Source organism: Diaphorobacter sp. B2A2W2 (genome assembly GCF_056730635.1).
Window position 1 is genome coordinate 41,764 of sequence record NZ_JBWZOR010000013.1, and the last position, 22,293, is coordinate 64,056.

Annotated in this window: 25 protein-coding genes; 11 read left to right on the forward strand and 14 right to left on the reverse strand. The window is 67.7% G+C overall.

What is annotated here, in order from left to right; all coding sequences use genetic code 11:
• The first annotated feature begins 173 nt into the window (after positions 1-173).
• Positions 174-1,997 (forward strand): putative bifunctional diguanylate cyclase/phosphodiesterase, encoded by a 1,824-nt coding sequence (locus tag AC1PPL_RS17565; protein WP_479973795.1) that lies wholly within the window; start codon positions 174-176, stop codon positions 1,995-1,997.
• A 21-nt stretch (positions 1,998-2,018) separates the two neighbouring features.
• Here the strand turns inward: AC1PPL_RS17565 and AC1PPL_RS17570 are convergent, their stop codons facing one another.
• The 3 genes from AC1PPL_RS17570 to rpoH form a co-directional block, all read right to left on the reverse strand.
• The gene (locus AC1PPL_RS17570; protein WP_088888415.1) at positions 2,019-2,801 is read right to left on the reverse strand and encodes a Crp/Fnr family transcriptional regulator; all 783 of its coding nucleotides are present in this window, start codon (positions 2,799-2,801) and stop codon (positions 2,019-2,021) included.
• A 248-nt stretch (positions 2,802-3,049) separates the two neighbouring features.
• Positions 3,050-4,060 carry a Bug family tripartite tricarboxylate transporter substrate binding protein gene (locus AC1PPL_RS17575; RefSeq protein WP_288012576.1) on the reverse strand — a complete coding sequence of 337 codons (1,011 nt, stop codon included), beginning with the start codon at positions 4,058-4,060 and terminating at the stop codon, positions 3,050-3,052.
• Positions 4,061-4,199: 139 nt separating this feature from the next.
• Entirely contained in the window at positions 4,200-5,135 is a 936-nt protein-coding gene (gene rpoH / locus AC1PPL_RS17580) for an RNA polymerase sigma factor RpoH (protein ID WP_479973796.1), read from the reverse strand.
• Positions 5,136-5,325: 190 nt separating this feature from the next.
• On the opposite strand from rpoH, the gene cutA reads away from it, so the two are divergent.
• Positions 5,326-5,661, forward strand: coding sequence for a divalent-cation tolerance protein CutA (gene cutA / locus AC1PPL_RS17585; RefSeq protein ID WP_479973797.1), 336 nt, complete (start codon positions 5,326-5,328; stop codon positions 5,659-5,661).
• A gap of 76 nt (positions 5,662-5,737) precedes the next feature.
• On the opposite strand, the gene ftsY is transcribed toward cutA, so the two are convergent.
• The gene (ftsY, locus tag AC1PPL_RS17590; RefSeq protein WP_479973798.1) at positions 5,738-6,886 is read right to left on the reverse strand and encodes a signal recognition particle-docking protein FtsY; all 1,149 of its coding nucleotides are present in this window, start codon (positions 6,884-6,886) and stop codon (positions 5,738-5,740) included.
• 29 nt (positions 6,887-6,915) lie between these two features.
• On the opposite strand from ftsY, the gene AC1PPL_RS17595 reads away from it, so the two are divergent.
• From AC1PPL_RS17595 to coaD, 4 genes are all read left to right on the forward strand, one after another.
• The gene (locus AC1PPL_RS17595) at positions 6,916-8,370 is read left to right on the forward strand and encodes a M16 family metallopeptidase (protein ID WP_123676195.1); all 1,455 of its coding nucleotides are present in this window, start codon (positions 6,916-6,918) and stop codon (positions 8,368-8,370) included.
• A gap of 15 nt (positions 8,371-8,385) precedes the next feature.
• Positions 8,386-9,768, forward strand: coding sequence for a M16 family metallopeptidase (locus tag AC1PPL_RS17600; protein ID WP_479973799.1), 1,383 nt, complete (start codon positions 8,386-8,388; stop codon positions 9,766-9,768).
• The gene (rsmD, locus tag AC1PPL_RS17605) at positions 9,765-10,388 is read left to right on the forward strand and encodes a 16S rRNA (guanine(966)-N(2))-methyltransferase RsmD (RefSeq protein ID WP_479973800.1); all 624 of its coding nucleotides are present in this window, start codon (positions 9,765-9,767) and stop codon (positions 10,386-10,388) included. Before AC1PPL_RS17600 ends, rsmD begins: the two co-directional genes overlap by 4 nt.
• Positions 10,389-10,533: 145 nt before the next feature.
• Positions 10,534-11,031: a pantetheine-phosphate adenylyltransferase gene (gene coaD, locus AC1PPL_RS17610; RefSeq protein ID WP_479973801.1), complete on the forward strand. Its 498-nt coding sequence runs from the start codon at positions 10,534-10,536 to the stop codon at positions 11,029-11,031.
• Here the strand turns inward: coaD and AC1PPL_RS17615 are convergent, their stop codons facing one another.
• The 6 genes from AC1PPL_RS17615 to AC1PPL_RS17640 all read right to left on the reverse strand — a co-directional run bounded on the left by AC1PPL_RS17615 (position 11,032) and on the right by AC1PPL_RS17640 (position 15,329).
• Positions 11,032-12,132, reverse strand: a complete 1,101-nt coding sequence (locus AC1PPL_RS17615) for a zinc-binding metallopeptidase family protein (RefSeq protein WP_287744375.1) — start codon at positions 12,130-12,132, stop codon at positions 11,032-11,034.
• 91 nt (positions 12,133-12,223) lie between these two features.
• Complete coding sequence (locus AC1PPL_RS17620; protein ID WP_015914146.1) at positions 12,224-12,538, reverse strand: BON domain-containing protein; 315 nt, start codon at positions 12,536-12,538, stop codon at positions 12,224-12,226.
• Between the two features lie 99 nt (positions 12,539-12,637).
• A complete protein-coding gene (locus AC1PPL_RS17625; protein ID WP_011806611.1) occupies positions 12,638-13,183 on the reverse strand; it encodes a ferritin-like domain-containing protein in 546 nt (181 codons plus the stop codon).
• A gap of 22 nt (positions 13,184-13,205) precedes the next feature.
• Entirely contained in the window at positions 13,206-13,598 is a 393-nt protein-coding gene (locus AC1PPL_RS17630) for a CAP domain-containing protein (RefSeq protein ID WP_288012197.1), read from the reverse strand.
• Positions 13,599-13,653: 55 nt separating this feature from the next.
• Positions 13,654-13,818, reverse strand: a complete 165-nt coding sequence (locus tag AC1PPL_RS17635) for a DUF1328 domain-containing protein (protein ID WP_011806609.1) — start codon at positions 13,816-13,818, stop codon at positions 13,654-13,656.
• A 167-nt stretch (positions 13,819-13,985) separates the two neighbouring features.
• Positions 13,986-15,329 (reverse strand): sensor histidine kinase, encoded by a 1,344-nt coding sequence (locus AC1PPL_RS17640; protein WP_015914144.1) that lies wholly within the window; start codon positions 15,327-15,329, stop codon positions 13,986-13,988.
• Positions 15,330-15,482: 153 nt separating this feature from the next.
• Between AC1PPL_RS17640 and AC1PPL_RS17645 the strand changes: the two genes are divergently transcribed.
• Positions 15,483-16,115, forward strand: coding sequence for a response regulator (locus tag AC1PPL_RS17645; protein ID WP_015914143.1), 633 nt, complete (start codon positions 15,483-15,485; stop codon positions 16,113-16,115).
• Between the two features lie 115 nt (positions 16,116-16,230).
• Here the strand turns inward: AC1PPL_RS17645 and AC1PPL_RS17650 are convergent, their stop codons facing one another.
• The 4 genes from AC1PPL_RS17650 to gpmA all read right to left on the reverse strand — a co-directional run bounded on the left by AC1PPL_RS17650 (position 16,231) and on the right by gpmA (position 19,877).
• On the reverse strand, positions 16,231-16,641 hold the full coding sequence (locus AC1PPL_RS17650) for a response regulator (protein WP_015914142.1): 411 nt from the start codon (positions 16,639-16,641) through the stop codon (positions 16,231-16,233).
• Between the two features lie 108 nt (positions 16,642-16,749).
• Positions 16,750-17,514: a HesA/MoeB/ThiF family protein gene (locus AC1PPL_RS17655; RefSeq protein ID WP_088888425.1), complete on the reverse strand. Its 765-nt coding sequence runs from the start codon at positions 17,512-17,514 to the stop codon at positions 16,750-16,752.
• Positions 17,515-17,581: 67 nt separating this feature from the next.
• Positions 17,582-19,018 (reverse strand): S41 family peptidase, encoded by a 1,437-nt coding sequence (locus AC1PPL_RS17660; protein WP_015914140.1) that lies wholly within the window; start codon positions 19,016-19,018, stop codon positions 17,582-17,584.
• 115 nt (positions 19,019-19,133) lie between these two features.
• On the reverse strand, positions 19,134-19,877 hold the full coding sequence (gene gpmA, locus AC1PPL_RS17665) for a 2,3-diphosphoglycerate-dependent phosphoglycerate mutase (RefSeq protein WP_479973802.1): 744 nt from the start codon (positions 19,875-19,877) through the stop codon (positions 19,134-19,136).
• Between the two features lie 73 nt (positions 19,878-19,950).
• On the opposite strand from gpmA, the gene AC1PPL_RS17670 reads away from it, so the two are divergent.
• From AC1PPL_RS17670 to AC1PPL_RS17685, 4 genes are all read left to right on the forward strand, one after another.
• Entirely contained in the window at positions 19,951-20,358 is a 408-nt protein-coding gene (locus AC1PPL_RS17670) for a rhodanese-like domain-containing protein (RefSeq protein WP_047349768.1), read from the forward strand.
• Positions 20,359-20,408: 50 nt separating this feature from the next.
• The gene (gene grxC, locus AC1PPL_RS17675) at positions 20,409-20,666 is read left to right on the forward strand and encodes a glutaredoxin 3 (protein WP_011806601.1); all 258 of its coding nucleotides are present in this window, start codon (positions 20,409-20,411) and stop codon (positions 20,664-20,666) included.
• A 101-nt stretch (positions 20,667-20,767) separates the two neighbouring features.
• Positions 20,768-21,220: a protein-export chaperone SecB gene (secB, locus tag AC1PPL_RS17680; protein ID WP_011806600.1), complete on the forward strand. Its 453-nt coding sequence runs from the start codon at positions 20,768-20,770 to the stop codon at positions 21,218-21,220.
• Positions 21,221-21,292: 72 nt separating this feature from the next.
• Positions 21,293-22,285 carry an NAD(P)H-dependent glycerol-3-phosphate dehydrogenase gene (locus AC1PPL_RS17685; protein WP_479973803.1) on the forward strand — a complete coding sequence of 331 codons (993 nt, stop codon included), beginning with the start codon at positions 21,293-21,295 and terminating at the stop codon, positions 22,283-22,285.
• Positions 22,286-22,293: the final 8 nt, after the last annotated feature.

Genomic DNA, 22,293 nt, shown 5'->3' on the forward strand with positions numbered 1-22,293 from the left:
GCCACATTGCCCGTAGGGCCTGAATTGACGTGTGCGTCACCTTGGGTGGCGATAGGCGCCAGGAGTGCGCCGCGCCTGCCTAGAGTGCGCAGTGGCTGGCCGCCAGGCGCATCGACGGTGATGGCGCAGGCGCCGGCCACGGCCTCAACCTACCGACGCCCTACCGACGCGCCATGGATTCCTTTGCCCCTGCCGCCCGCCCCCGGTCCGAGGACGGCGTGACGCACCCGTCGCCCCATCGGACCGATGACGCCGCCGACGACAGTGCGGCGGCCTTCCTGCAGCGCATCGGCAGCCTGCGCGCGGGCACGCTGGAGCGCGCTGCCATGGATGCGGCGCCCGACGGCATCGTGCTGGCCGACCGACAGGGCCGCATCCTCATGGTCAACGCCCCCATGGAGACCATCAGCGGCTACACCAACGCGCAGTTGTGCGGCCAGTCCATCGACCTGCTGGTGCCGGTGCACGCGCGGCCCGAGCATGGCCAGCATATGCAGCGCTACCACCAGTCTCCCAGCCGCCGGCCCATGGGCATGGGGCGCGACCTGTGGTTGCAGCGACGCGACGGTAGCCAGGTGCCGGTGGACATCGCCCTCGGCCATTCCTCCGCCCACGGGGGCACGGTGGTGGCTTTTGTGCGCGACGTCTCCGACCTGCGGCGCCTGGAGGCGCGCATGCACTACCAGGCCACGCACGACACGCTGACCGGCCTGCTCAACCGCTGGAAGTTCGGCCAGCGGCTGGAACAGGCGATCGCGGAGCAGGCGGCAGCGCAAAGCCCGCCCTTCGCGCTGCTGCTGCTCGATCTGGACGACTTCAAGGCCATCAACGATGGCTACGGCCATGCCGCCGGCGACCAGGTGCTGCAGGAGGTGGCGCGGCGCCTGCGGGGTGCGCTGGGCACGGGCGACATCCTTGCGCGCCTGGGCGGCGACGAGTTCACCGTGCTGTTGCCCGGTGTGGCCTGCGCCGCGCAGGCCGAGTGCGTGGCCGCGCGGCTGATGCAGGCGCTGTGCGTGCCCTGCCGCGTGCAGGGGTTCGAACTGAACTTCGGCGCCAGCATGGGCATCGCGCTGTGCCCGCAGGATGCGGGGGACGCCGCCACGTTGCTGCGCTATGCCGACATGGCCATGTACCACGCCAAGCACCGCGGGCGCGCCAACTTCGCGTTCTACGCCCCGTCCATGGGCCGCAAGATGGCCGAGAAGATCCAGTTGCACGACCGGCTCAAGCTGGCCCTGGCCTACGGCGGGCTGACGCTGCATTACCAGCCGCAGGTCGAGGTGGCCACCAACCGCATGGTGGGTGTGGAGGCCCTGCTGCGCTGGCACGACCCGCAGCTGGGCGAGGTGTCGCCCGAGCGCTTCGTGCCCGTGGCGGAGGCCACGGGACTGATCCTGGAGTTGGGCGCCTGGGTCATGGCCGCGGCCTGTCGCCAGATCGCGGCGTGGGAGCGCCAGGGCATGCGTCTGCGCGTGGCAGTGAACCTGTCCGCCCAGCAGCTGCGGCAGACCGACCTCGTCGAGCAGGTGGCGCGCAACCTGCGTACCCACCATGTCCCGCCCGAGTTGCTGGAACTGGAGGTGACCGAGTCCGAAGCCCTGGCCGACCCCGAGCAGGCCTGCCAGGTGCTGAACGAGCTGCGCGCGCTGGGCGTGGCCGTGGCGCTGGACGACTTCGGCACGGGCCACTCGTCGCTGGCCTACCTCAAGCGCCTGCCGGTGTCGCACATCAAGGTGGACCGGGAATTCATGCGCAACGTGCCTGCCAGCGGAGGCGACACCACGCTGGTGCGCGCCGTGGTCGCGCTGGCGCACACCATGGGGCTGCGGGTGGTCGTGGAGGGGGTGGAAACACGCGAGCAGCTGCAGTTTTTGCGCGAGATGCAGTGCGCCTGCTACCAGGGCTGGCTGTTTGCCAAGGCGCTGTCGCCCGACGACGTGGCCCTGCTGTACGCGGCCGGTGCCGACGTGGCGGCGGAAGGTGCGCTGGGCTGAGGTGCCGGCAGCGACGCTGGCTTACAGCGCGGCGTGCACCGGCGCTTGCGCCGCAGGGGTGGTGCGCGCAGCCGCACGCGCCTGGTACAGGTTGGCCGCCGAGCGGCGGCCGCCGCGCGTGAGCGCCAGCAGTGGCGCGCGCTGGATCTCGCAGTGCCAGCGGTCGCGCCGCAGCACGCCTTGCTCCTGCGCCAGCAGCGCCAGGGCGCGCGCCACGGACTCGCGCGTGGTGGCGAGCAGGGCAGCCAGCACCGTATGGCTGGGCAGGCGCACCAGCGTGCTGCGCTGCAGCTCGGCCAGTTGCAGCAGCGCGCCCGCCAGTTGGCCCACCACGCCGCGGATGCGGGCGATGCGGCCCCAGTCGGCCAGGCGCGCGTTGGCGTTCAGTTGCTCGCGCGCCAGTTCCAGCAGGAATTCGCCTTGGGACTGGCGGCCGGCCCCCAGCAGGGGCGCCAGGTCCAGTTGGCAGACGCGCCCCGGCGTGACCGCCACGTAGGACAGGTCCGCCGGCTGCTGCAGCAGCGCGGGGGCGCCCAGGGCCTCGCAGCAGCCCGCCATGCCTACGGGGTGCTCCACTCCATCGTCGCCGCGGCGCTGCACCAGCAGCGTACCGATCTTGACCACCTGCACACTGTGGATGCTCTCGCCCTGGCGCTGCAGCATCTCGCCCTTGCGAAAGCGCCGTTCCGTCAGGTGCCCGCGCCAGCCCGCGCGCGTTTGCGGGTCCAGGCGGCCCAGCAGGCACTGCTGCTGGCAGGCGCAGTCGTTGCAGGTATGGCCGCCGGAGGACGGATGGTCGGTCATGAGTACAAGCCAAAATGGGCTTCAGCGCTTGTCTGGCAAGCGGTGGAAGCTATGAATACCGTAGCGTCTCGCAGAGGGCCGGTCAGCGGCCTCGGAGTGCTGGGGATTGGCGGAGAGTGTGCAAGGCGGGGCCGTCCTGCCCCGTGACCTAGGTCAACGTTTGGGACCAAGTGCTTGCACTGCGCGCCGCAGGCCGCGCCCCCGGCCGGCCCTTACCGCCGTGGCCGCCGCGCTGCGACGGTGCGCGGTCAATCGGCGCGGATGCCCTGTTCGCGGATGACGCGGCTCATGGTGGCCGTGTCGGCCTGGATCCGGTTGGCCAGCCCCTCGGCCGAGGAGCCAATGGCCTGCCAGCCCTGCTGGAACAGCTTGGCGCGCACTTCCGGGCTGCGGGCGATCTCGCCGATCACGCGGGACAGCCGTGCGCGCACCGGGGCGGGCATGGACGCGGGTGCGGCAAAGGCGTTCCAGATCTCCAGCTGGAAGTCGCGCACGCCGGCCTCCGCCAGGCTCGGCACCTCGGGCGCCAGCGTGCTGCGGCCCGCGGAGGTCACGCCGATCAGGCGCAGCTTGCCCGCCCGTGCCTGGGCCTGCGCGAGCGCGGGCGGCAGCAGCGCCATTTGCAACTGGCCACCCAGCATGGCGGTGGCCACCTGCGGGTAGCCGGGGTAGGGTACGTGCACCGGTGCAATGCCGGTGCGCGCCTTGAGCAGCTCGGTGCCCAGGTGGCCCACGGTGCCCACGCCGGGGGTGCCGTAGCTCCAGCGGTCGCCCGCGGTGCGCGCGGCCTGCAGGAAGGCGCGTGCGTCGGCGCCCGCGGGCACGTCGGGCTGGTTCACGGGAGCGGTCAGGACCAGGGGCGATACGCCGATCAGCGACAGCGGCGCGAAATCCTTCACGGGGTCGTAGGGCACGTGTGCGTTGAGCAGCTTGGCGATCGTCAGGTTGCCGTTGATGAACAGGCCGATGGTGTGGCCGTCCTGCGCCTTGGCGACCGCATCGGCGCCGATGTTGCCGCCCGCACCCACCTTGTTTTCCACGACCACGGGTTGGCCCAGGGCTTGGGACAGTGGCTCGGAGAAGGTGCGCGCCGTCAGGTCGGGCGAAGAACCCGGTGGGAAGCCCACGATGATGCGCAGGGGCTTGGCGGGCCAGCCGGGGGTGGCGGGCGCGGCATCCTTCTGGGCCATGGCGGCGCCGCAGGCCGAAGCCAGGGCCAGTGCCAGCAGGCCGCGGCGGGCGAGGGGGTGGGGGAACATGGGTGGCGATCTCCAGTCTGGGCCGGGCAGCCAGGTGCGGCCCGGCCGGCAAAGAAAAAGGCGCGTAGCCGGTGAGGGCTGCGCGCCTGGATTATCTGCCCGCGATCTCTGCGCGCGATCCGGGCTGCTGGGCGAAGGCTCAGGCGTACTCGGCCAGCGCCTTCTTCATCTTTTTCATGGCGGCCGCCTCGATCTGGCGGATGCGCTCCGCGCTCACGCCGTACTCGGCAGCCAACTCGTGCAGTGTCATGCCGCCCGAGCCATCGTCGTTCACCTGCAGCCAGCGCTGCTCCACGATGCGCCGGCTGCGTGCGTCCAGGCTGTCCAGGGCGGTGGCAATACCGTCCGTGGCCAGCGCGTCACGCTGGCGCGATTCGATCATGGCGGTGGGCTCATGGCCCGCGTCGGCGAGGTAGGCGATGGGGCCAAAGGCCTGCTCGCCGTCGTCGCTGGGAGCGGGGTCCAGCAGCACGTCGCCACCGGACAGGCGCGTTTCCATCTCGATGACTTCCTCGCGCTTCACGTTGAGCTGCTCGGCCACCAGGTCGATCTCGTGATCGGATAGGGTCTCGCGGTGCGTGTCGGCGTCCAGCGCGTCGGCCTTGAAGCCCTGCTTCATGGAGCGCAGGTTGAAGAACAGCTTGCGCTGCGCCTTCGTCGTTGCCACCTTGACCATGCGCCAGTTCTTCAGGATGTACTCGTGGATCTCGGCCTTGATCCAATGCATGGCGTAGCTCACCAGGCGAACGCCCTGGTCAGGGTCAAAGCGCTTGACGGCCTTCATCAGGCCCACGTTGCCTTCCTGGATGAGGTCGCCATGCGGCAGGCCGTAGCCCAGGTACTGGCGCGAGATGGACACGACCAGGCGCAGGTGCGACAACACCAGGCGGCCGGCAGCCTCGACATTGTTGTCATCCTTGAGCTGGCGCGCGTAGCGCTGCTCCTCCTCCTGCGTGAGCAGGGGAAGGCGGTTAACGGCGGAGATATAGGCGTCCAGGTTGCCCAGCGGGGGAACCAGCGCCCACGGGTTCGCGGGCGCGAGGGTCGTCACGGAGGTTGCAGTCTGGAGTGCCATATCGGTAGTCCTTTCTTCCATGCAAATCATATTAGCACTCCATTGGAGAGAGTGCTAAAGGCATAGTTCCCCTACGGATGTAGGAAATAACCACCAAGAGGCGCAGCGACGGCGCTTAGAACGCAGGTGGGGCTGCTTCGCCGCGCGTCAAGGTCCGTTGTGCAGTTACGCCTTGTGCCAGACTTCGATCATGACATCTTCCCTAGACGCACAGATCGCCGTTGTGACCACCACCGTGGGCGGCGACGCCGCCGCACACCGACTGGCCAGCGGCGCTGTCCAGGCGCGCCTGGCCGCCTGCGTGCAGGTGGAGGCCATCACCTCGCACTATGTCTGGCAGGGGGTGCAGCAGGCGGAAGCAGAGTGGCGGCTGGTGTGCAAGACGCTGCTGTCTGCCGCGCCCGCCTTACGGGAATGGCTGCGTGCCCAGCATCCCTACGAAGTGCCGCAACTGCTCACCCACGCCGTGCACGCAGAGCAGGACTATGTGCAGTGGGTGGCGCAGCAGGTGGACCCGCTTCGATAGCCGGGGCTGGTCAAGCGCCGCGTTGAAGCAATGGCTGGCGGTTGCCGCCTGTATCCGCCCACAGGGGGTAACTATCTCAGGTCAGCAGGGCCTGGGCGAATTCGCCTGCGCTGAAGGTTTCCAGGTCTTCCACCTTCTCGCCCACGCCAATGAAGTACACGGGCACGGGCCGCTCCTGCGCGATGGCGGCCAGCACGCCGCCCTTGGCCGTGCCGTCCAGTTTGGTGACGATCAGGCCGGTGAGTTGAAGCGCGTCGTCGAACGCGCGCACCTGCGCCAGGGCGTTCTGGCCGGTGTTGCCGTCGATCACCAGCAGCACCTCGTGCGGGGCGCTGGCATCGGCCTTGGTGACCACGCGGCGGATCTTCTTCAGCTCTTCCATCAGGTGCAGCTGCGTAGGCAGGCGGCCGGCAGTGTCCACCAGCACCACATCTTTGCCGCGCGCGCGGCCGGCGGTAACGGCGTCAAAGCTCACGGCGGCAGGGTCGCCCCCTTCCTGGCTGACGATCTCCACCGTGTTGCGCGTGGCCCAGACACCCAACTGCTCGCGCGCCGCGGCGCGGAAGGTATCGGCGGCGGCCAGCAGCACGCTCTCGCCATGGTCGGCCAGGTGCTTGGTGAGCTTGCCGATGGAGGTGGTCTTGCCCGCGCCGTTCACGCCGGCCACCATGATCACGGTGGGTGTGTGCTCGCCGATCACCAGCGGCTTTTCCAGCGGCCGCAGCAGGTCGGCCAGCGCATCGGCCAGCAGTCCCTTTACGGCAGCAGGCTCGGTGGTCTTGGTTTCTTTCACGCGGCGCTTGAGGTCCTCCAGCAGGTGCTGCGTGGCTTTCACCCCGGTGTCGGCCATGAGCAGGGCTTCCTCCAGCTCGTCGTACAGCGCGTCGTTGATCTGCGTGCCCGTGAAGACGGTCGCGATGCTGCTGCCGGTCTTGCGCAGGCCGGATTTCAGCCGGTCCATCCAGCCCTGGCGTGCGCCCCCGGGCTTCGGGGTGGGCTCGGGGACGGCAAGGGGCGCGTCGATGGCTGCGGGGGCACCGGCCGAAGGGGCAGCCGGGTCCGCCACGCTGGTGGCGCCTGCGCCAAAGGGCTTGCGCAGCCAGCCGAATGCGCCGCCGCTGGCGGGGGCGTCGGCCGCGGGCGGCGCCGCAGGGCTGGCCACGTCCTCGGGTGCAAGGGCGGGTTCGGTGGGGGTGGGCGGTTTCTTCTTGAAAAAACTGAACATTGGCGGGTTCTTAGAATCGCAGCCATTCTATGAAACGCGCTATCACCCTTGTGGGCCTGCTGGCCTGTCTGCACGCCTGGGCGCAAAACCCAGCGCATGAATCCCCACCTGCTGCGTCTGCCGCGGCGGCGCACGCCCAGGCCACCACGGCCAGCGGTGCGCAGCAATTCACCCTGAAGAACGGCATGCAGCTCATCGTGCAGCCCGACCGGCGCGCGCCCACGGCGGTGCACATGGTCTGGCTGCGCGTAGGCGCCATGGACGAGGTGGACGGCACCTCGGGCGTGGCGCATGTGCTGGAGCACATGATGTTCAAGGGCTCGAAGGCCGTGCCGCCGGGCGAGTTCTCGCGCCGCGTGGCGGCGCTGGGCGGGCAGGAGAACGCCTTCACCAGCCGCGACTACACCGGCTATTACCAGCAGATACCGGCCGACCGGCTGGCCGACGTGATGCGGCTGGAATCCGACCGCTTCGCCCACAACCAGTGGCCCGACGCGGAGTTCACCAAGGAGATCGAGGTCGTCAAGGAAGAGCGCCGCATGCGCACCGAGGACCAGCCGCGCGCCGCGCTCATCGAGCAGCTGTTCGCCTCCACCTTCATCGCTTCGCCCTACCGCCGCCCGGTGGTGGGCTGGATGAGCGATCTGGACTCCATGACCCCCGACGACGTGCGCCGCTTTCACCGCGACTGGTACGTGCCCGGCAATGCCGCCGTGGTGGTGGCGGGTGACGTGGACCCGGCGCAGGTGCTGGCCCTGGCGGAGAAGACCTACGGCACCATTCCCGCACGTGCCTTACCAGCGCGCAAGCCGCGCACCGAGCCGGCGCAGCAGGGCCTGCGCCGCATCGCCTTCAAGGCGCCGGCCGAGCAGGCCTACGTGGCGTTGGCCTTCCGCGTGCCGGGCGTCACGCGCCTGGACGACATGACCGATGCCGACCGTGACGGCCTGGCGCTGCTGGTGCTGTCGGCCGTGCTCAGCGGCTACGACGGGGCGCGGCTGGAGCGAGCCCTCACGCAGGGTGCGGACCGTGTGGCCGACGGCGCGGACAGCCAGGCGTCCATCCTCGGACGCGGACCGGCGCTGTTTCTCATGACCGGCGTGCCCGCCGCGGGCAAGACCTCGGCCCAGGTCGAGGAGGCGCTGCGCGCCGAGGTGGCCCGCGTGGCGCGCGAGGGCGTGAGCGAGGCCGAGCTCTCGCGCGTGAAAACGCAGTGGGCGGCCTCCACCATCTACGCGCGCGATTCGCTTTACAGCCAGGCCAGCGATCTGGGCAGCAACTGGGTGCAGGGCCTGCCGCTGGACGCGGACGAGCGCATGCTCAAGCTGCTGCGCGCGGTCACGCCGCAGCAGGTGCAATCCGTGGCGGCGCGTTACTTCGGCGACGATCAGCTCACCGTTGCCACGCTGCTGCCCCAGCCCGTGGCGGCAGGCACCAAGCGTGCCGCCCCAGCACCCGACGCTGCCGGTGGCCGCGTGCATTGAGCCAAGGTGTCAGCGATGTACAAAAATCTTAAAGCGATAGCTGCTCGCGCTTTGTTGATAAGCGCTGGAGCCATTTTTTATACCCAATCCGCCTGGGCGCTCCTGCCCATCCAGCACTGGACCGAGCCCAGCGGCGCACGCGTGTGGCTGGTGGAAAGCCCGGCCATTCCCATGGTGGATGTGCAGGTGGACTTCGATGCCGGCGCGCGCCGCGACCCAGCGGCCCAGGCGGGCCTGGCTGCGGCGGCGGCCCTGATGAGTTCCAAGGGCGTGACTGCGGGCGGGCCGAACGAGCCCCCGATGGACGAGAACGAACTGGGCGAGGCCTGGGCCGACCTGGGCGCCAGCTTCGAGGCGGGCGCCGAGCGCGACGGCCTGGCGTTCTCGCTGCGCTCGCTGACCGAGCCCGATCTGCTGGACCGTGCCGCGCGCCTGGCCGCGCGCCAGCTGGGCCAGCCCAGCTATGCACCGGACGTGTGGCAGCGCGAGCGGGCCCGTTGGAGCGCCGCCATCAAGGAGGCCGACACACGCCCCGGCACGGTCGCCGGCAAGGCCTTCAACGCCGCGGTGTTCGGCAGCCACCCCTACGGCCAGCGCGCCACGGCCGAGACACTGAACAACATCCAGCCGGCCGATCTGCAGGCTTTCCATGCCCAGTACCTGCAGGCCTGCCGTGCGCGGGTGAGCATCGTGGGAGCCCTCACGCGTTCCCAGGCGCAGACGTTGGTGCAGACGCTGCTGTCGCGCCTGCCTGCGCCCCAGGCCGGGGCCTGTGCGCCGTTGCCGGCCGTGGCCGAGGTGCAGCCGCTGGCACGCGCCGTGCAGGAGGATGTGCCCTTCGCTTCGGCCCAAGCCCATGTGCTCATCGGCCAGCCGGGCTTTGTGCGCCGGGATCCGGACTTCCTCGCGCTGCTGGTGGGCAACCACATCCTGGGCGGCGGTGGGTTCACCTCGCGCCTGACCAATGAGGTGCGCGAGAAGCGCGGCCTGTCCTACAGCGTGGGCAGCAGCTTCTCACCTGGCTTGAACGCCGGGGCCTTCGTCGTCGGCCTGCAGACCCGGCCCGACCAGGCCGCCCAGGCCGTGCAGGTCACGCGCGACGTGCTCGAGCGCTTCGTGGCCGAAGGACCCACCGAGGCCGAACTGCGCGCCGCCAAGGACAACCTCGTCGGCGGCTTTGCGCTGCGCATCGACAGCAACCGCAAGCTGCTGGCCAACGTGGTCAACATCGCCTGGAACGACCTGCCGCTGGACTACCTGGAACACTGGACCGACCGCGTGGAGGCCCTCACCGTGGCCGACATCCGCGCCGCCCTGCAGCGCAAGCTGCAGCCCGAGCGCATGGTGACCGTCACCGTGGGCGCGCAGCCGGCCGACACGGCAAAGGCCCGGCCATGAACGGGCGTGCCGCGGCGCCAGCCGCCCCGCGCACAGCCCCACGTACGGCAGTGCGTGCGCCCGCCAAGGGCGCCGGCGAGGTGCGCATCATCGGCGGGCAGTGGAAACGCACGCGCTTGCCCGTGCTGGACAAGCCCGGACTGCGCCCCACGCCCGACCGCGTGCGCGAAACGCTTTTCAACTGGCTGGGCCAGGACCTGACGGGCTGGCGCTGCCTGGATGCCTTTGCCGGCACAGGCGCCTTGGGTTTCGAGGCCGCATCGCGCGGCGCGGCCAGCGTGCTGCTGGTGGAGGGCGACGCCGCACTGGCCGCACAGCTGGAGACGCTGCGCCAGCGCCTGCACACGAGCGCCGTGCGCGTACAGCGTGGCGACGGCGTGGCCGCGCTGCGCCAGTGCGCGCCGGCCAGCATGCACCTGCTGCTCGTCGACCCGCCGTTTGGCGGCGAGCTGTTCGCCCCTGCGCTGCAGGCCGCCGCACAGGCCGTGGCGCCCGACGGCTTCATCTACCTGGAGGCGCCTGCAGCCTGGACGCAGGAGCAGCTCGGCCCGCTGGGGCTGGCGCTGCACCGGCACCTGAAGGCCGGGGCCGTGCATGCGCACCTGCTCCACAAAGCCTGATTGCTATTGATATAGGAGCTGCTCGCGCTTGTTGGTAGGGCGCTGGAGGCTGATTTGGCTTCAATCGCCCATGGGCAGGCGTGCGCTGCATAATCCGCCCCACGGAGCCCGTGCGGGCTCCGCCACTGCAAGGAGACCCCACGCCATGGCGCATGTGCTCGCCGTTTATCCCGGAACCTTCGACCCCATCACGCTGGGGCATGAGGATCTGGTGCGCCGCGCGGCAAGACTGTTCGACCGCGTAATCGTGGCCGTGGCCATTGCCCACCACAAGAAAACCCTGTTCAGCCTGGACGAGCGCATGGAGATGGCGCGCCAGGCGCTTGCCGACTGTCCGCAGGTGCAGGTCGAGTCCTTCGAGGGGCTGGTGACGGAGTTCACTGCCGCGCGCGGCGGCACGGCCATGGTGCGCGGGCTGCGCTCGGGCACGGACTTCGACTACGAGTTCCAGCTTGCCGGCATGAACCGCGCGCTGGTGCCCGGCGTCGAGACGGTGTTTCTCACACCCGCGAGCCAGTACCAGTTCATCAGCAGCACGCTGGTGCGCGAGATCGGCACGCTGGGCGGCGACGTGGCGCAGTTTGTCTCGCCCGGCGTGCACGAGCGCCTCTTGTACAAGCTGGGCCGCACCGCCGCGGCGTGATCAGCGCCGCGCCACGGTGTCGTGCACGAAGCGCAGCTTGCGCAGCGCGCCCGTGGACAGGGCAAACGGATAGGCATCGCGCTGGCCCATGCTGCGGTTCAGGCTGTTGAGTAGCAGCGTCAGCGGCATCCACGCCGAGACCATGGCATCAAAACCGGGCGCCGGCTGTGCAAACGGGTCGGGCATGGCGTAGTGCTGCGCGTGGTCGGGTGTCGTGCCGGGAATGGCCATGCGGGTCTGAAAGCTGGCGGCCGTCTCCAGCAGATCGACCAGGTGCAGGTAATGCGCCCACGTCTCGGCCCAGTCCTCCCAGGGGTGCGCGGCGGCATAGGCGCTGACGTGCTGCGGCTGCCATTGCGCAGCGGGTAGGGGGGCACGCTGGTAGTGCGCCTGCAGCGCCTGGGCGTAGTCGCGCCGCTCGTCGCCGAAGAGTGCGCGGAAGGCCTCCACATGCCCGGCGCGCAGCACCAGTTCTTCCCAGTAGTAGTGGCCGGATTCATGCCGCAGGTGACCCAGCAGCGTGCGGTAGGGCTCATGCATGGCCTGGCGCCGGCGCGCGCGCTCGTCGTCATCGGCCTCGGCCACGTTGAGGGTCACGACACCCTGGGCATGCCCCGTCATGACGGGCGGCGCGCCCGCCACGTCCGCCAGGAATTCATACACTGGCCCGGGCTGCTGCGTGCTCAACAGTCCCAGGCGCGCCAGCGTGTAGAACAGGTGCCGCTTGGCGCTCTCTATCTGCGACCAGCGGCGCAGGTTGTCGGGCAGGGACAGGTCCGGTAGCACGCGCGTCCGGCGGCAGGCGGCGCACAGCCCGCCGTGCGCCTGGGCATCTGCGGCCGGTAGCGCAAAGGTGCAGGCGCCGTAGGTGGTGCGGTTGGTGCATAGCTGGTAGTGGGCCGGTGGCGCAGTGCCGTCGCTGCCGCGTGTAGGAACACGCTGCCAGGTGCGCGACAGGGCGTGGTCGCCGTCGTCCGCAGGCGCGAGCGCCAACATGGCCATGTCTTCGGGAGAGAACGCCAGCGTGCAGCCGCAGTGCACGCATTGCACGCTCTCGAAGAACACGAGGGAGCCGCATTGGCCGCAGTGGAACAGTCGCATGCGTAGGGATTCTGACGCAGGTAGTGCGCCTCACCTACCAGCCGAAAAAAAACGCCGCCCAGAGGGCGGCGTTCCTGCGCAATCGTGTGCGTCACGGGCGCACGACGATGCTGTTGCGCACCTCGCGCACATGCTTGGTGTTGCGCGCGATGGCTTCGGCGCGGTCCTTCTCGGCCTGCGTCTTGGCAAAGCCCGAGAGCTGGACGGTGCCGTTCAGCGTCTCCACGCTGATGGCGGTGGCAGAGACGCTCTTATCCTCTGCCATCTTGGCCTTCACGGCGGTGGTGATACCCGCGTCGTCCATGTAGGAGCCCACGGTTTGCTGGTTGCGTGCTACCGAGCAGCCGGTGGAAACGATGGTGGCGCCTGCAAGCAGGGAAAAGGCGATGGCACGTGCGTATTTCATGGTTGTGTCCTTGGGTTATGGTTGAAAACACGGGTGCTGGGATAACCCCGCTGCGGCCTGTTGCACCCTCCGGTGGCCTCAACGGTTGGGAAAGGGAGGCTAGCGGTGCAGCCAGTCCTTCAGTTCATCCGCATGCTCCTCCTCGTCGGCCAGGATGCCTTCGAGCATGCGCCGCGTGGTGGGATCCTTGTCGCCGATCAACTGGATCATCTGGCGATAGGCCTCCACCGCGATGCGCTCCGCCACGAGGTTGGCGCGCACCATGTCTTGCAAATCGGACGACTCATCGTATTGCGCATGGCTGCGCGACAGCAGCGTAGAAGGGGAGAAGTCCGGCGATCCGCCCAACTGCACGATGCGTTGGGCGAGCAGATCGGCATGGGCTGCCTCCTCGTTGGCGTGCACCAGGAACTCTGCGGCGATCGCCGGCGACTCGCGGCCGTCCGCCGTGAAATAGTGCCGCTTGTAGCGCAGCACGCAGACCAACTCGGTCGCCAGAGCGTCGTTGAGCAGGGCAATGATGGCATCGCGGTGTGGGCCGTACGCAGGCGTCACGGCGCCTTCGTCCAGATCCGCGGTGGCTGCCTGGCGCAGCGCGGCTTCGTCAAGCTGAAGCGCGCTGGCGTGGGTATCGCTGTGCATCATCGGGTCGGTTCCTGCGGTGGTCTCAATAGCGCTCGCCGCGGTGGCGTGTCCACATCAGCGCAGTGGCAAAGGCGGCGCCCGCGGCTGCGGCGATCAGCAGGGACTTGCCAGGTTGTTCCGTGACGTAGCGGTTCGTGGCGTCCGCAGCCTGGTGAAACTGGCGCCGCGCGCGTTCGCCGGTGTGCGCGCAGTACGAAATGCCGCGCGTGGCCAGGTCCTGCGCCTTGGCGGCCAGGTCGTCGATCATCGGGTCCACGCCCTCTTGCATGCGCTGCATGCGGGTCTCGGCCTTGTCGATGGACTCATTGGTCATCCGGCGGGTGGACTGCAGTGTTTCGGACGCCTTGTCGAACACGCCTTCGGCCACGTTGTGCGCCGTCTCTGCCGCCTTCTGGGTGGTGGTTTGGATCGTCATTGGGGGAGTTCCTTTCTGTGGTGGCATCTGCCTGGCGGGCCAGGTTGCTGGGGCGTCAGCCCCTCTTCAACAAGCTGAGCACGAAGGTCACAACAGCCATGATCACGAACACGAAGAACAGGATCTTCGCGATGCCCACGGCGCCGGCGGCGATGCCGCCAAATCCGAACAGGGCGGCCACCAAGGCGATGACCAGGAATACCACTGCGTAATGCAACATAACCAGCTCCTTGTTTTCGGCGCGGTGCGCCGGGTGGTTGCGAATGCGCCTGAGCACATGGCTTGACTGTAGGGAGGCTGGCGTTGCATGAGTGCCGGTGGCTGGCGCACCCCGCTGTAGGACGCCACCGATCAGATGCGCAGCCCGGACGCAGGGCTGCGAACGCGTCAGGTGAGCGTGTGCGGCAGCACGGCGCTGACCAGGGTGCCCTCGCCGGGCGTGGACGTGACCGTGAGCTTGCCGCCCGCAGCCTCGACACGGTGGCGCATGCCGAACAGACCATGCGCGTCGGGGGCGATGCTTGAGATGTCGAACCCGTCGCCGTCATCCCGCACCTGTACCGATACATGGTTGGGATAGCTGTGGACCGACACCAGCACCTTGCGCGCGTTGGCGTACTTGCTGATGTTGGTCAGGGACTCCTGCACCAGCCGGTAGACGGTGAGCTGCGCTGCGTCGGACAGCTTGGCAGACTCCAGGCTGGTGTCTATCTGCAGGTTGCTGCGCTGCGCGAAGTCGCGCGTGAGGATTTCCAGCGACGTGGTGAGCCCGAGATTGGAGAGCGACGAAGGGCGCAGGTCCTCGATGATGCGCCGCTTGAGCGCGATGCCGCTGTTGAGCGTCTCGGTGAGGTGCTGCACGCGCTCGGCGTTCTCGGGGGTGTGCAAATCGATGCGCGACTTCAGGCGTGCCACGTCCAGCTTGGCGGCCGTGAGCAAAGCACCCAGCTCGTCGTGCAGCTCGCGCGCCAGGTGTGCGCGCTCTTCCTCGCGTACTTGCTGCAGATGGCTGGCCAACTCGGAGAGCGCGGCAGTGCGTTCACGTACCAACTGCTCCAGTCGGTCGCGTTCGCGCGCCAACACCTCCTGCTCGCGCGCATGCGCAGCCTGCAAGGCGCTGGTCTGGCGCAGGTACAGGTAGAACGCCAGCAGCCCCACCACCGCCACGGCGGCGATGCCGATGCGCGAGAGCATCAGCGAATGCAGGATCTCCTGCGTGCTGTGTTCCGTTTGCTGGGCGCTGCGCGCCACCAGTCGCGCTGCGATCGCCCGGATGGCATCCATGTTCTCCTTGCCCACGTCGGTGGAGAGCACGAACTTCCAGGCGTCGTCGTTGTCCTGGCGGCGCAGCTTGAGGCTGAGGTCGAGTTCGGAAAGCTTGCGCGTGATCTGCTGCGACAGCTGGGAAAAGTCGTCCAGGTCCTGCGGTGCGTGCCGGTAGGTCTGGCGCAGCTCATCAAGGTTGGTATTGATGGTGGCGACCGCCTGCTCGTAGGGCTGCAGATAGCGCTCGTCGCCGGTGAGCAGGTAGCCGCGCAGCCCCGTCTCGGCGTTGAGCATGTTCTGCAGAAGCCGGTCGAGCGCAGCGCGCGTGGCGTGCGAGCGGGCCAGGTCGCCCACGGCCGCGTGCGAGCGCATGTACCCGGTTTCGTTGATGCCGACCAGCAGGGCCACAGCCAGCAATGCCAGCGGCAGACTGACGGCGATCTTGCGCAAACGGGACCAACTCATGCTTGGGCTTCTCCAAGGGGACTGGCAGGGCACGGTTGAAAATGCATATCATTGGCCTGCGCTGCCATGCTAGTGCAATGCAGAGCAGATGGGCAGATCTTCAGACCATACCTTACCGGGGAGCAAGGCGCTCTCCTCTTGAAAGAAGGCTCAATGATCAAGATTGGCATTGTGGATGACCATGCGATAGTCCGTGCCGGGCTGCGCCAATTTCTCTCGGAACATGTGGACCTGCGGGTCGTTGGCGAGGCAAGCAACGGCAGGGAAGCCATTGATCTGGTGCGCGTTCACGAGATCGACGTGCTGGTGATGGACCTGTCCATGCCCGGCCAGAGCGGCTTGGATGCGTTGGCCATGCTGCGCGCCAAGGCACCCGATATGGGCATCCTGATCCTCAGCGGCTACCCCGAGGAGCACTATGCGATCAATCTGATCCGCCAGGGTGCGAGCGGCTATCTGAACAAGGAATGCGAACCCAAGGAGATCGTGGAGGCCATCCGCACCATCGCCCTGGGGCGCCGCTACCTGACCCCGTCCGTGGCCGACCTGCTGGCCCAGCAGCTCAACCGCAAGGACGATGCGCCGCCCCACGAGCAGCTGTCGGAGCGCGAGTTCCAGGTGTTCCTCAAGCTGGCCAAGGGCGAGACGGCGGGTGACATCGCCAAGTCGCTGTCGCTGAGCGTGAAGACCGTGAGCACCTACCGCACGCGGCTCATGGAAAAGATGGGGCTGTCCTCCAACAGCGATCTGACGTACTACGCGCTCAAGAACAAGCTCATCGATTGAACGCAAAGCGCACGAAGCACAAGGGCCAGTCACTGACTGGCCCTTGTGCTTTGTGCAGAGGTTTGAGAGTAAGGATGGGCGCGTGTCAAAGTGCAGATGGGCTCGCGCAGCGCGTTCAATTGGTGGCCGCTGAACTGGCGGCTGCCCGCTGCGTGCTGTTGCTGTGTTCGATGCAATAGTCCACCAGCGCCTCGATCTCGTTGGATTTGTCAAACACGGCGTCCACCCCCAACTGCGCACAGCGCATGCGCACGTCGGGTGTCGCATAGTTGCTCAGCACCACCATCTTCTGCGCTGAAAGGCGGTTGCGGCAGGCGGCCAGCACGCCCAGCCCGCTGCCTTGGCGCAGGAACAGGTCCACGATGGCCAGGTCCCACTGGGAGGTGTGCGAGGTAAGCCACTCCTTGCCCTCGTCCTCCGTCTCGGCGATGCCGACGGCTTCCACCTCCGCCAGTTCTTCGAGCGTTCCGATCAGGTTTTCGCGGATGGTGGCGTTGTCTTCGACGATGTACGTGCGCAGTTTCACGGTGCTTCCTGTTCGGCCGGGAACGAAAAATAGGGCATCGGCGCTACTGTATGAAAACAGGCTGGCGGATTCTGCCAGCAGCCGGGTGCAGTGCCCGTAGGTGCATGCCTACCCGGCCGGCGCGTGCAGGGATCCGCACACGGGGCAATCCGGGTCGCGCTGGGTGCGCACTTCGGTCCACTGCATGTCGCGCCCGTCCAGCATCAGCAGCCGGCCAGCGAGCGAGCTTCCGACCCCCACGAGCAGCTTGAGCGCCTCGGCCGCCTGCATGGTGCCGATGATGCCGACCATGGGCGCGAACACGCCCATGGTGGCGCATTGCACCTCCTCAAAACGGGCGGTGGGAGAGAACAGGCAGGCATAGCAGGGCGTGTCATCCCGGCGGGGGTCGTACACGGAAATCTGCCCGTCGAAGCGGATGGCCGCGCCTGCCACCAGGGGCTTGCGTTGGCGTACGCACGCGGCGTTGATGGCCTGGCGCGTCTGGTAGTTGTCCGTGCAGTCGAGCACCACGTCTGCGGCGTTGACCAGCCCATCCAGCGCGGCGGCGTCCACACGCTGGCGCACGGTGCGCACTGAAACCAGGGGGTTGATGGCCTGCACGGCCTGGGCCGCGGAGTCGACCTTGGGCGTGCCGACGCGCGCCGTGGTATGGGCGATCTGGCGCTGCAGGTTCGTGAGGTCCACCACGTCGTCGTCCACCAGCGTCAGGGTCCCCACGCCTGCGGAGCCGAGAAACAGCGCGGCCGGCGAGCCCAGACCGCCGGCACCGATGACCAGTACGTGGGCTGCCAGGATGCGTTCCTGCCCCTCGATACCGATCTCGTCGAGCAGGATGTGGCGGGAATAGCGCAGCAGTTGATCGTCGTTCATGGGGTGGTGGGCGTGAAAAAGGCCGGGCTCCGCGGGAGTCCCGGCCTGGTTGCCAAGAAAGACAGCGTCAGTTGTCCTTCTTCTCTTCCTTGCGTTCCGTGAGGGTCTTGCTGGCCAGCACGGTGCGGCCCTTGAGCTGGTTGAGTGCCTGGCTGAGCTGGAAGTCCTTGTCCGAACCGTACTCGGGCAGCTTGCGCTCGGACACGGGCTTCTTGGCCTCTTCCTCGAGGCGCTTGCGGGCCTCCTCGCGCGCCTTCTCGCGGCCGGCGTCCTTCGCTTCCTCGCCCTGGCCGCTGGTCAGGTGTTTTTCCAGGTCGGCTTCGCGCATGCGCAGCGATGCGTAGATGTCGCCCTCGGCGGTCTCGTCGAGCATGACGTCTGGCACGATCCCCTTGGCCTGGATCGATTTGCCCGACGGCGTGTAGTAGCGCGCCGTCGTGAGCTTGATGCCCGTGTCGGGGCCCAGCGGCCGCACGGTTTGCACCGAGCCCTTGCCGAAGGTCTGGCTGCCCATGATGGTGGCGCGCTTATGGTCTTGCAGCGCCCCCGCGACGATCTCGCTGGCCGAAGCCGAGCCTTCGTTGACCAGCACCACCAGGGGCACGGTCTTGATGGCGGCGGGCAGGCGTTTGAGCGGGTCGCCGCTGCCGCGGCGCAGATAGAACTCGGGCGAGGCCTTGAAGGTGGCCTTGCTCTCGGCCAGCTGGCCGTTGGTGGAGACCACCGTCACGTTCTCCGGCAGGAAGGCAGCCGACACGGCCACGGCTGCATCCAGCAGGCCGCCGGGGTCGTTGCGCAGATCCAGCACCAGCCCCTTGAGGCGGGGATCCTGCTTGTAGACCTCTTCGACCTTGCGCACGAAGTCGTCCACCGTGCGCTCCTGGAACTGCGACAGGCGGATCCAGGCGTAGCCCGGCTCGATGATCTTGCCCTTGACCGATTGGGTCTTGATCTCCTCGCGCGTGATCGTGACGGGAAAGCTGCGGCTCTCGTCGCGGCGCAGGATGGTCAGCGTCACCTGCGTGTTCGGCTCGCCGCGCATGCGCTTGACCGCGTCGTTGAGGGACAGGCCCTTCACGGCCGTATCGTCGATTTTCGTGATGAGGTCGTTGGTCTTGAGCCCCGCGCGGTCGGCGGGGGAGCCCTCGATGGGCGAGACGATCTTGATCAGGCCGTCTTCCTGGGTGATTTCGATGCCCACGCCCACAAACCGGCCGGTGGTGCCTTCGCGGAATTCCTTGAACGACTTCTTGTCGAAGTACTGCGAATGCGGGTCGAGGCTGGCGACCATGCCACCGATGGCATCGGTGATGAGCTTGCGGTCATCGACCGGCTCTACATAGTCGGTCTTGATCAGGCCGAACACGGCCGAGAGCTGCTGGATTTCCTCCAGCGGCAGCGGGGTCATGGCGCCGCGTGCCACGGTCTGCAGCGAGACGGTCGTGAGCGCTCCGGCCACCACGCCCACCGATATCCATCCAGCAATTTTGAGTTTGTGGCCCATAGAACACCTCTACCGATTCAATATACACCTTGGAAGGGCTGCGGCCTGGGCAGTTCCTTCAGGATCTGCCTATTTTTCAAGCAAGACCGCGCTACGCTTTCCAGAAGGCGGCGGCTCAGGCCTTGCCTTGCGATGCCACCGCGGCTGCGGCCTTGGCGGCGGCCTCGGCGTCGCCCAGGTAGTAGTGGCGCAGCGGCTTGAGGTCCGCGTCCAGCTCGTACACCAGCGGAATGCCGTTGGGAATGTTCAGGCCAACGATGTCCTGGTCGGAAATGTTGTCCAGGTATTTGACCAACGCACGGATGGAGTTGCCGTGCGCGGCGATCAGCACACGCTTGCCCGAGCGGATGGCCGGCGCGATGGATCCGTTCCAATAGGGCAGCACGCGCGCCACCGTGTCCTTCAGGCATTCGGTCAGGGGCACTTCTCCGGCCTGCAGTCCGGCATAACGCAGATCGCCGCGTTCGCTGCGCGGGTCGGTCGTTTCCAGGGCTGGCGGGGGGGTGTCGTAGCTGCGGCGCCAGACCAGCACTTGCGCGTCGCCATACTGCTTGGCCATGTCGGCCTTGTTCAGGCCCTGCAGAGCGCCGTAGTGGCGCTCGTTCAGGCGCCAACTGTGCTCCACGGGCAGCCAGGTGCGGTCCATCTCGTCCAGGCAGTGCCACAGCGTGCGCGTGGCGCGCTTGAGCACACTGGTGTAGGCCAGGTCAAACTCGTAGCCCTCGGCCTTGAGCAGGCGGCCGGCATTCTTGGCCTGCTCGATGCCCGTGGGGGTCAGATCCACATCGGTCCAGCCGGTGAAGCGGTTTTCCAGATTCCACGTGGATTCGCCGTGGCGGATCAGAACGAGTTTGTGCATGGTGTCCCTTGGGGCTTCAGGTCAAAAACCCGACATTCTAGAATTGCGCGGTTTGCATACCCCAAGGAACCCCGTGAATTTCGTTCTCGACAATTGGTATTTGATCTTCCTCGCGCTGGCCTCGGGCGTCATGCTGTTGCTGCCTGCCCTCAAGGGGGCCGGGGCCGGTACCCTGGGCACGGCGCAGGCCGTACAGCTCATCAACCGTGAGAAGGCGGTGGTGATCGACGTGTGCGAGCCTGAGGAGTTCGCCGCGGGCCATGTGGGTGGCGCCAAGAACATCCCGCTGGGGCAGTTGCAGGAGCGCCTGCCGCAGGTGGCCAAGAACAAGGCCGTGCCCATCATCCTCGTCTGTGCCAAGGGCGCCCGCGCCTCGCGGGCTGCAGGCATCGCCAAGGGCCTGGGCTACGAGAAGGCGCAGGCGCTGGCCGGCGGCCTGGCCGCTTGGCGCGAGGCCAACCTGCCGGTTGAAAAGGCCTGAGGCGCCCGCATCTACCAGCATTGTTCGTTACGCAGAAAGGTCGCCGTCCCATGCAAGCCGTGAAGATGTACACCACCGCCGTGTGCCCCTACTGCATCCGCGCCAAGCAGTTGCTGAAGCTGAAGGGTGTGGAGCAGATCGAGGAAATCCGCGTGGACACCGACCCCGCCGCGCGCCAGCACATGATGGAGATCACCGGCCGGCGCACCGTCCCGCAGATCTTCATTGGTGACACCCACGTCGGCGGACATGACGACCTCGTGGCCTTGGACAGCCGTGGCGGCCTGGTGCCGCTGCTGGGCGCCTGAGCCTTTGCCGCCATTGGCGCGTTGCATAATGCGCCCCATGTTGCCCGCTGCGGGAGCCTCTCCCGGGCGGGCTTTGTTTTGACCGAAAGACCGAGACCACCATGGCCGAAGAAACCCCCGTGTTCCAGATTCAGCGCGTGTACCTGAAGGACCTGTCGCTGGAGCAGCCCAATTCGCCCGCGATCCTGCTGGAGCAGGAGCAGCCCAGCGTGGACATCCAGCTGGGGGTCGAGGCCACACCCGTGGTCGAAGGCATCTTCGAGGTGGCCGTGACCGCCACCGTGCAGACCAAGATCAAGGACAAGACCGTGTTCCTGGTGGAGGCCAAGCAGGCCGGCATCTTCGAGATCCGCAACGTGCCCGAGGACCAGATGGGCGCCATCATCGGCATTGCCTGCCCCCAGATCATCTACCCCTACTTGCGCGGCAACGTGGCCGACACCGTGACGCGTGCGGGCTTTCCGCCCGTGCACCTGGCCGAGATCAACTTCCAGGCCATGTACGAGCAGCAACAGGCCGCAGCCGCCGAGGCTGCCACCAGCACAGCCCAGTAAACGGCTTCTTGGTCGTAACGGGTGTTAGAGCCATTTAAGGCTCTAGCGCCCGCCTGATAAGCGCGAGTAGCTATGAAAATAGTAGTCCTTGGCGCAGGCGCCTGGGGCACTGCCCTGGCCATAAGCGCGGCTGCGCACGCAGCCTGCCATGAGGTGCAGCTGTGGGCCCGTGACGCACAGCAGGCGCAGGCCATGCAGGCGAAGCGGCAGAACCAGCGCTACCTGCCCGGCCTTGCGTTCCCGCCCGGCCTGCACGTGGCATCGGGTGACATGGCTGCGCTGGCCGCGGACGCCGACCTCGTCGTCGTCGGCACGCCCATGGCGGCGCTGCGCGGCATGCTGGAACGGCTGGACGGCTGTGCGGCGCCCATCGCGTGGCTGTGCAAGGGCTTCGAGGCCGGCACGGGGCTGATGGCGCATGAAGTGTGCGCGCAGGTCGCACCGCGGCTGCACAGTGGTGTGTTCAGCGGCCCCAGCTTCGCCCAGGAGGTCGCCACCGCCCAACCCACGGCCATGGTGGCCGCCAGCCCCCGTGCCACGGTGCGCGATGCGCTGGTGCAAGCCTTCCACGGGCCCGCATTGCGCGTATACGCCAGCGAGGACATCGTAGGCGTGGAAGTCGGCGGTGCGGTCAAGAACGTATTAGCGATTGCCACCGGACTGTGCGACGGGCTGCAACTGGGGCTGAATTCGCGTGCGGCATTGATTACCCGCGGCCTGGCGGAAATGACCCGCTTAGGCCTTGCTCTGGGTGCGCGGCCCGAGACCTTCATGGGCCTGTCGGGCCTGGGGGATCTGGTGTTGACCGCTACGGGCGACCTGTCGCGCAACCGCCGCGTGGGGTTGTTGCTGGCCGAGGGGCGGACCTTGGCACAGGCGGTGGAGTCGCTGGGCCATGTGGCTGAGGGGGTGTACAGCGCCCGCACCGTGGTGCAGCGCGCGCGTGCGCTGGGCGTTGAGATGCCCATTGCGGAGTGCGTCGTGGCGCTGCTCGACGGTGAATTGCGCGCTGCCGAGGCGGTGGCCCGGCTCATGGAGCGCGAGCCTACCGTCGAGCGCCATTGATGCGCACA

Bases quoted from the DNA above. Each gene is read 5' to 3' on its own strand.
- AC1PPL_RS17565 (WP_479973795.1), top strand. From the start codon at position 174: ATGGATTCCTTTGCCCCTGCCGCCCGCCCCCGGTCCGAGGACGGCGTG.
- AC1PPL_RS17570 (WP_088888415.1), bottom strand. From the start codon at position 2,801: ATGACCGACCATCCGTCCTCCGGCGGCCATACCTGCAACGACTGCGCC.
- AC1PPL_RS17575 (WP_288012576.1), bottom strand. From the start codon at position 4,060: ATGTTCCCCCACCCCCTCGCCCGCCGCGGCCTGCTGGCACTGGCCCTG.
- rpoH (WP_479973796.1), bottom strand. From the start codon at position 5,135: ATGGCACTCCAGACTGCAACCTCCGTGACGACCCTCGCGCCCGCGAAC.
- cutA (WP_479973797.1), top strand. From the start codon at position 5,326: ATGACATCTTCCCTAGACGCACAGATCGCCGTTGTGACCACCACCGTG.
- ftsY (WP_479973798.1), bottom strand. From the start codon at position 6,886: ATGTTCAGTTTTTTCAAGAAGAAACCGCCCACCCCCACCGAACCCGCC.
- AC1PPL_RS17595 (WP_123676195.1), top strand. From the start codon at position 6,916: ATGAAACGCGCTATCACCCTTGTGGGCCTGCTGGCCTGTCTGCACGCC.
- AC1PPL_RS17600 (WP_479973799.1), top strand. From the start codon at position 8,386: ATGTACAAAAATCTTAAAGCGATAGCTGCTCGCGCTTTGTTGATAAGC.
- rsmD (WP_479973800.1), top strand. From the start codon at position 9,765: ATGAACGGGCGTGCCGCGGCGCCAGCCGCCCCGCGCACAGCCCCACGT.
- coaD (WP_479973801.1), top strand. From the start codon at position 10,534: ATGGCGCATGTGCTCGCCGTTTATCCCGGAACCTTCGACCCCATCACG.
- AC1PPL_RS17615 (WP_287744375.1), bottom strand. From the start codon at position 12,132: ATGCGACTGTTCCACTGCGGCCAATGCGGCTCCCTCGTGTTCTTCGAG.
- AC1PPL_RS17620 (WP_015914146.1), bottom strand. From the start codon at position 12,538: ATGAAATACGCACGTGCCATCGCCTTTTCCCTGCTTGCAGGCGCCACC.
- AC1PPL_RS17625 (WP_011806611.1), bottom strand. From the start codon at position 13,183: ATGATGCACAGCGATACCCACGCCAGCGCGCTTCAGCTTGACGAAGCC.
- AC1PPL_RS17630 (WP_288012197.1), bottom strand. From the start codon at position 13,598: ATGACGATCCAAACCACCACCCAGAAGGCGGCAGAGACGGCGCACAAC.
- AC1PPL_RS17635 (WP_011806609.1), bottom strand. From the start codon at position 13,818: ATGTTGCATTACGCAGTGGTATTCCTGGTCATCGCCTTGGTGGCCGCC.
- AC1PPL_RS17640 (WP_015914144.1), bottom strand. From the start codon at position 15,329: ATGAGTTGGTCCCGTTTGCGCAAGATCGCCGTCAGTCTGCCGCTGGCA.
- AC1PPL_RS17645 (WP_015914143.1), top strand. From the start codon at position 15,483: ATGATCAAGATTGGCATTGTGGATGACCATGCGATAGTCCGTGCCGGG.
- AC1PPL_RS17655 (WP_088888425.1), bottom strand. From the start codon at position 17,514: ATGAACGACGATCAACTGCTGCGCTATTCCCGCCACATCCTGCTCGAC.
- AC1PPL_RS17660 (WP_015914140.1), bottom strand. From the start codon at position 19,018: ATGGGCCACAAACTCAAAATTGCTGGATGGATATCGGTGGGCGTGGTG.
- gpmA (WP_479973802.1), bottom strand. From the start codon at position 19,877: ATGCACAAACTCGTTCTGATCCGCCACGGCGAATCCACGTGGAATCTG.
- grxC (WP_011806601.1), top strand. From the start codon at position 20,409: ATGCAAGCCGTGAAGATGTACACCACCGCCGTGTGCCCCTACTGCATC.
- secB (WP_011806600.1), top strand. From the start codon at position 20,768: ATGGCCGAAGAAACCCCCGTGTTCCAGATTCAGCGCGTGTACCTGAAG.
- AC1PPL_RS17685 (WP_479973803.1), top strand. From the start codon at position 21,293: ATGAAAATAGTAGTCCTTGGCGCAGGCGCCTGGGGCACTGCCCTGGCC.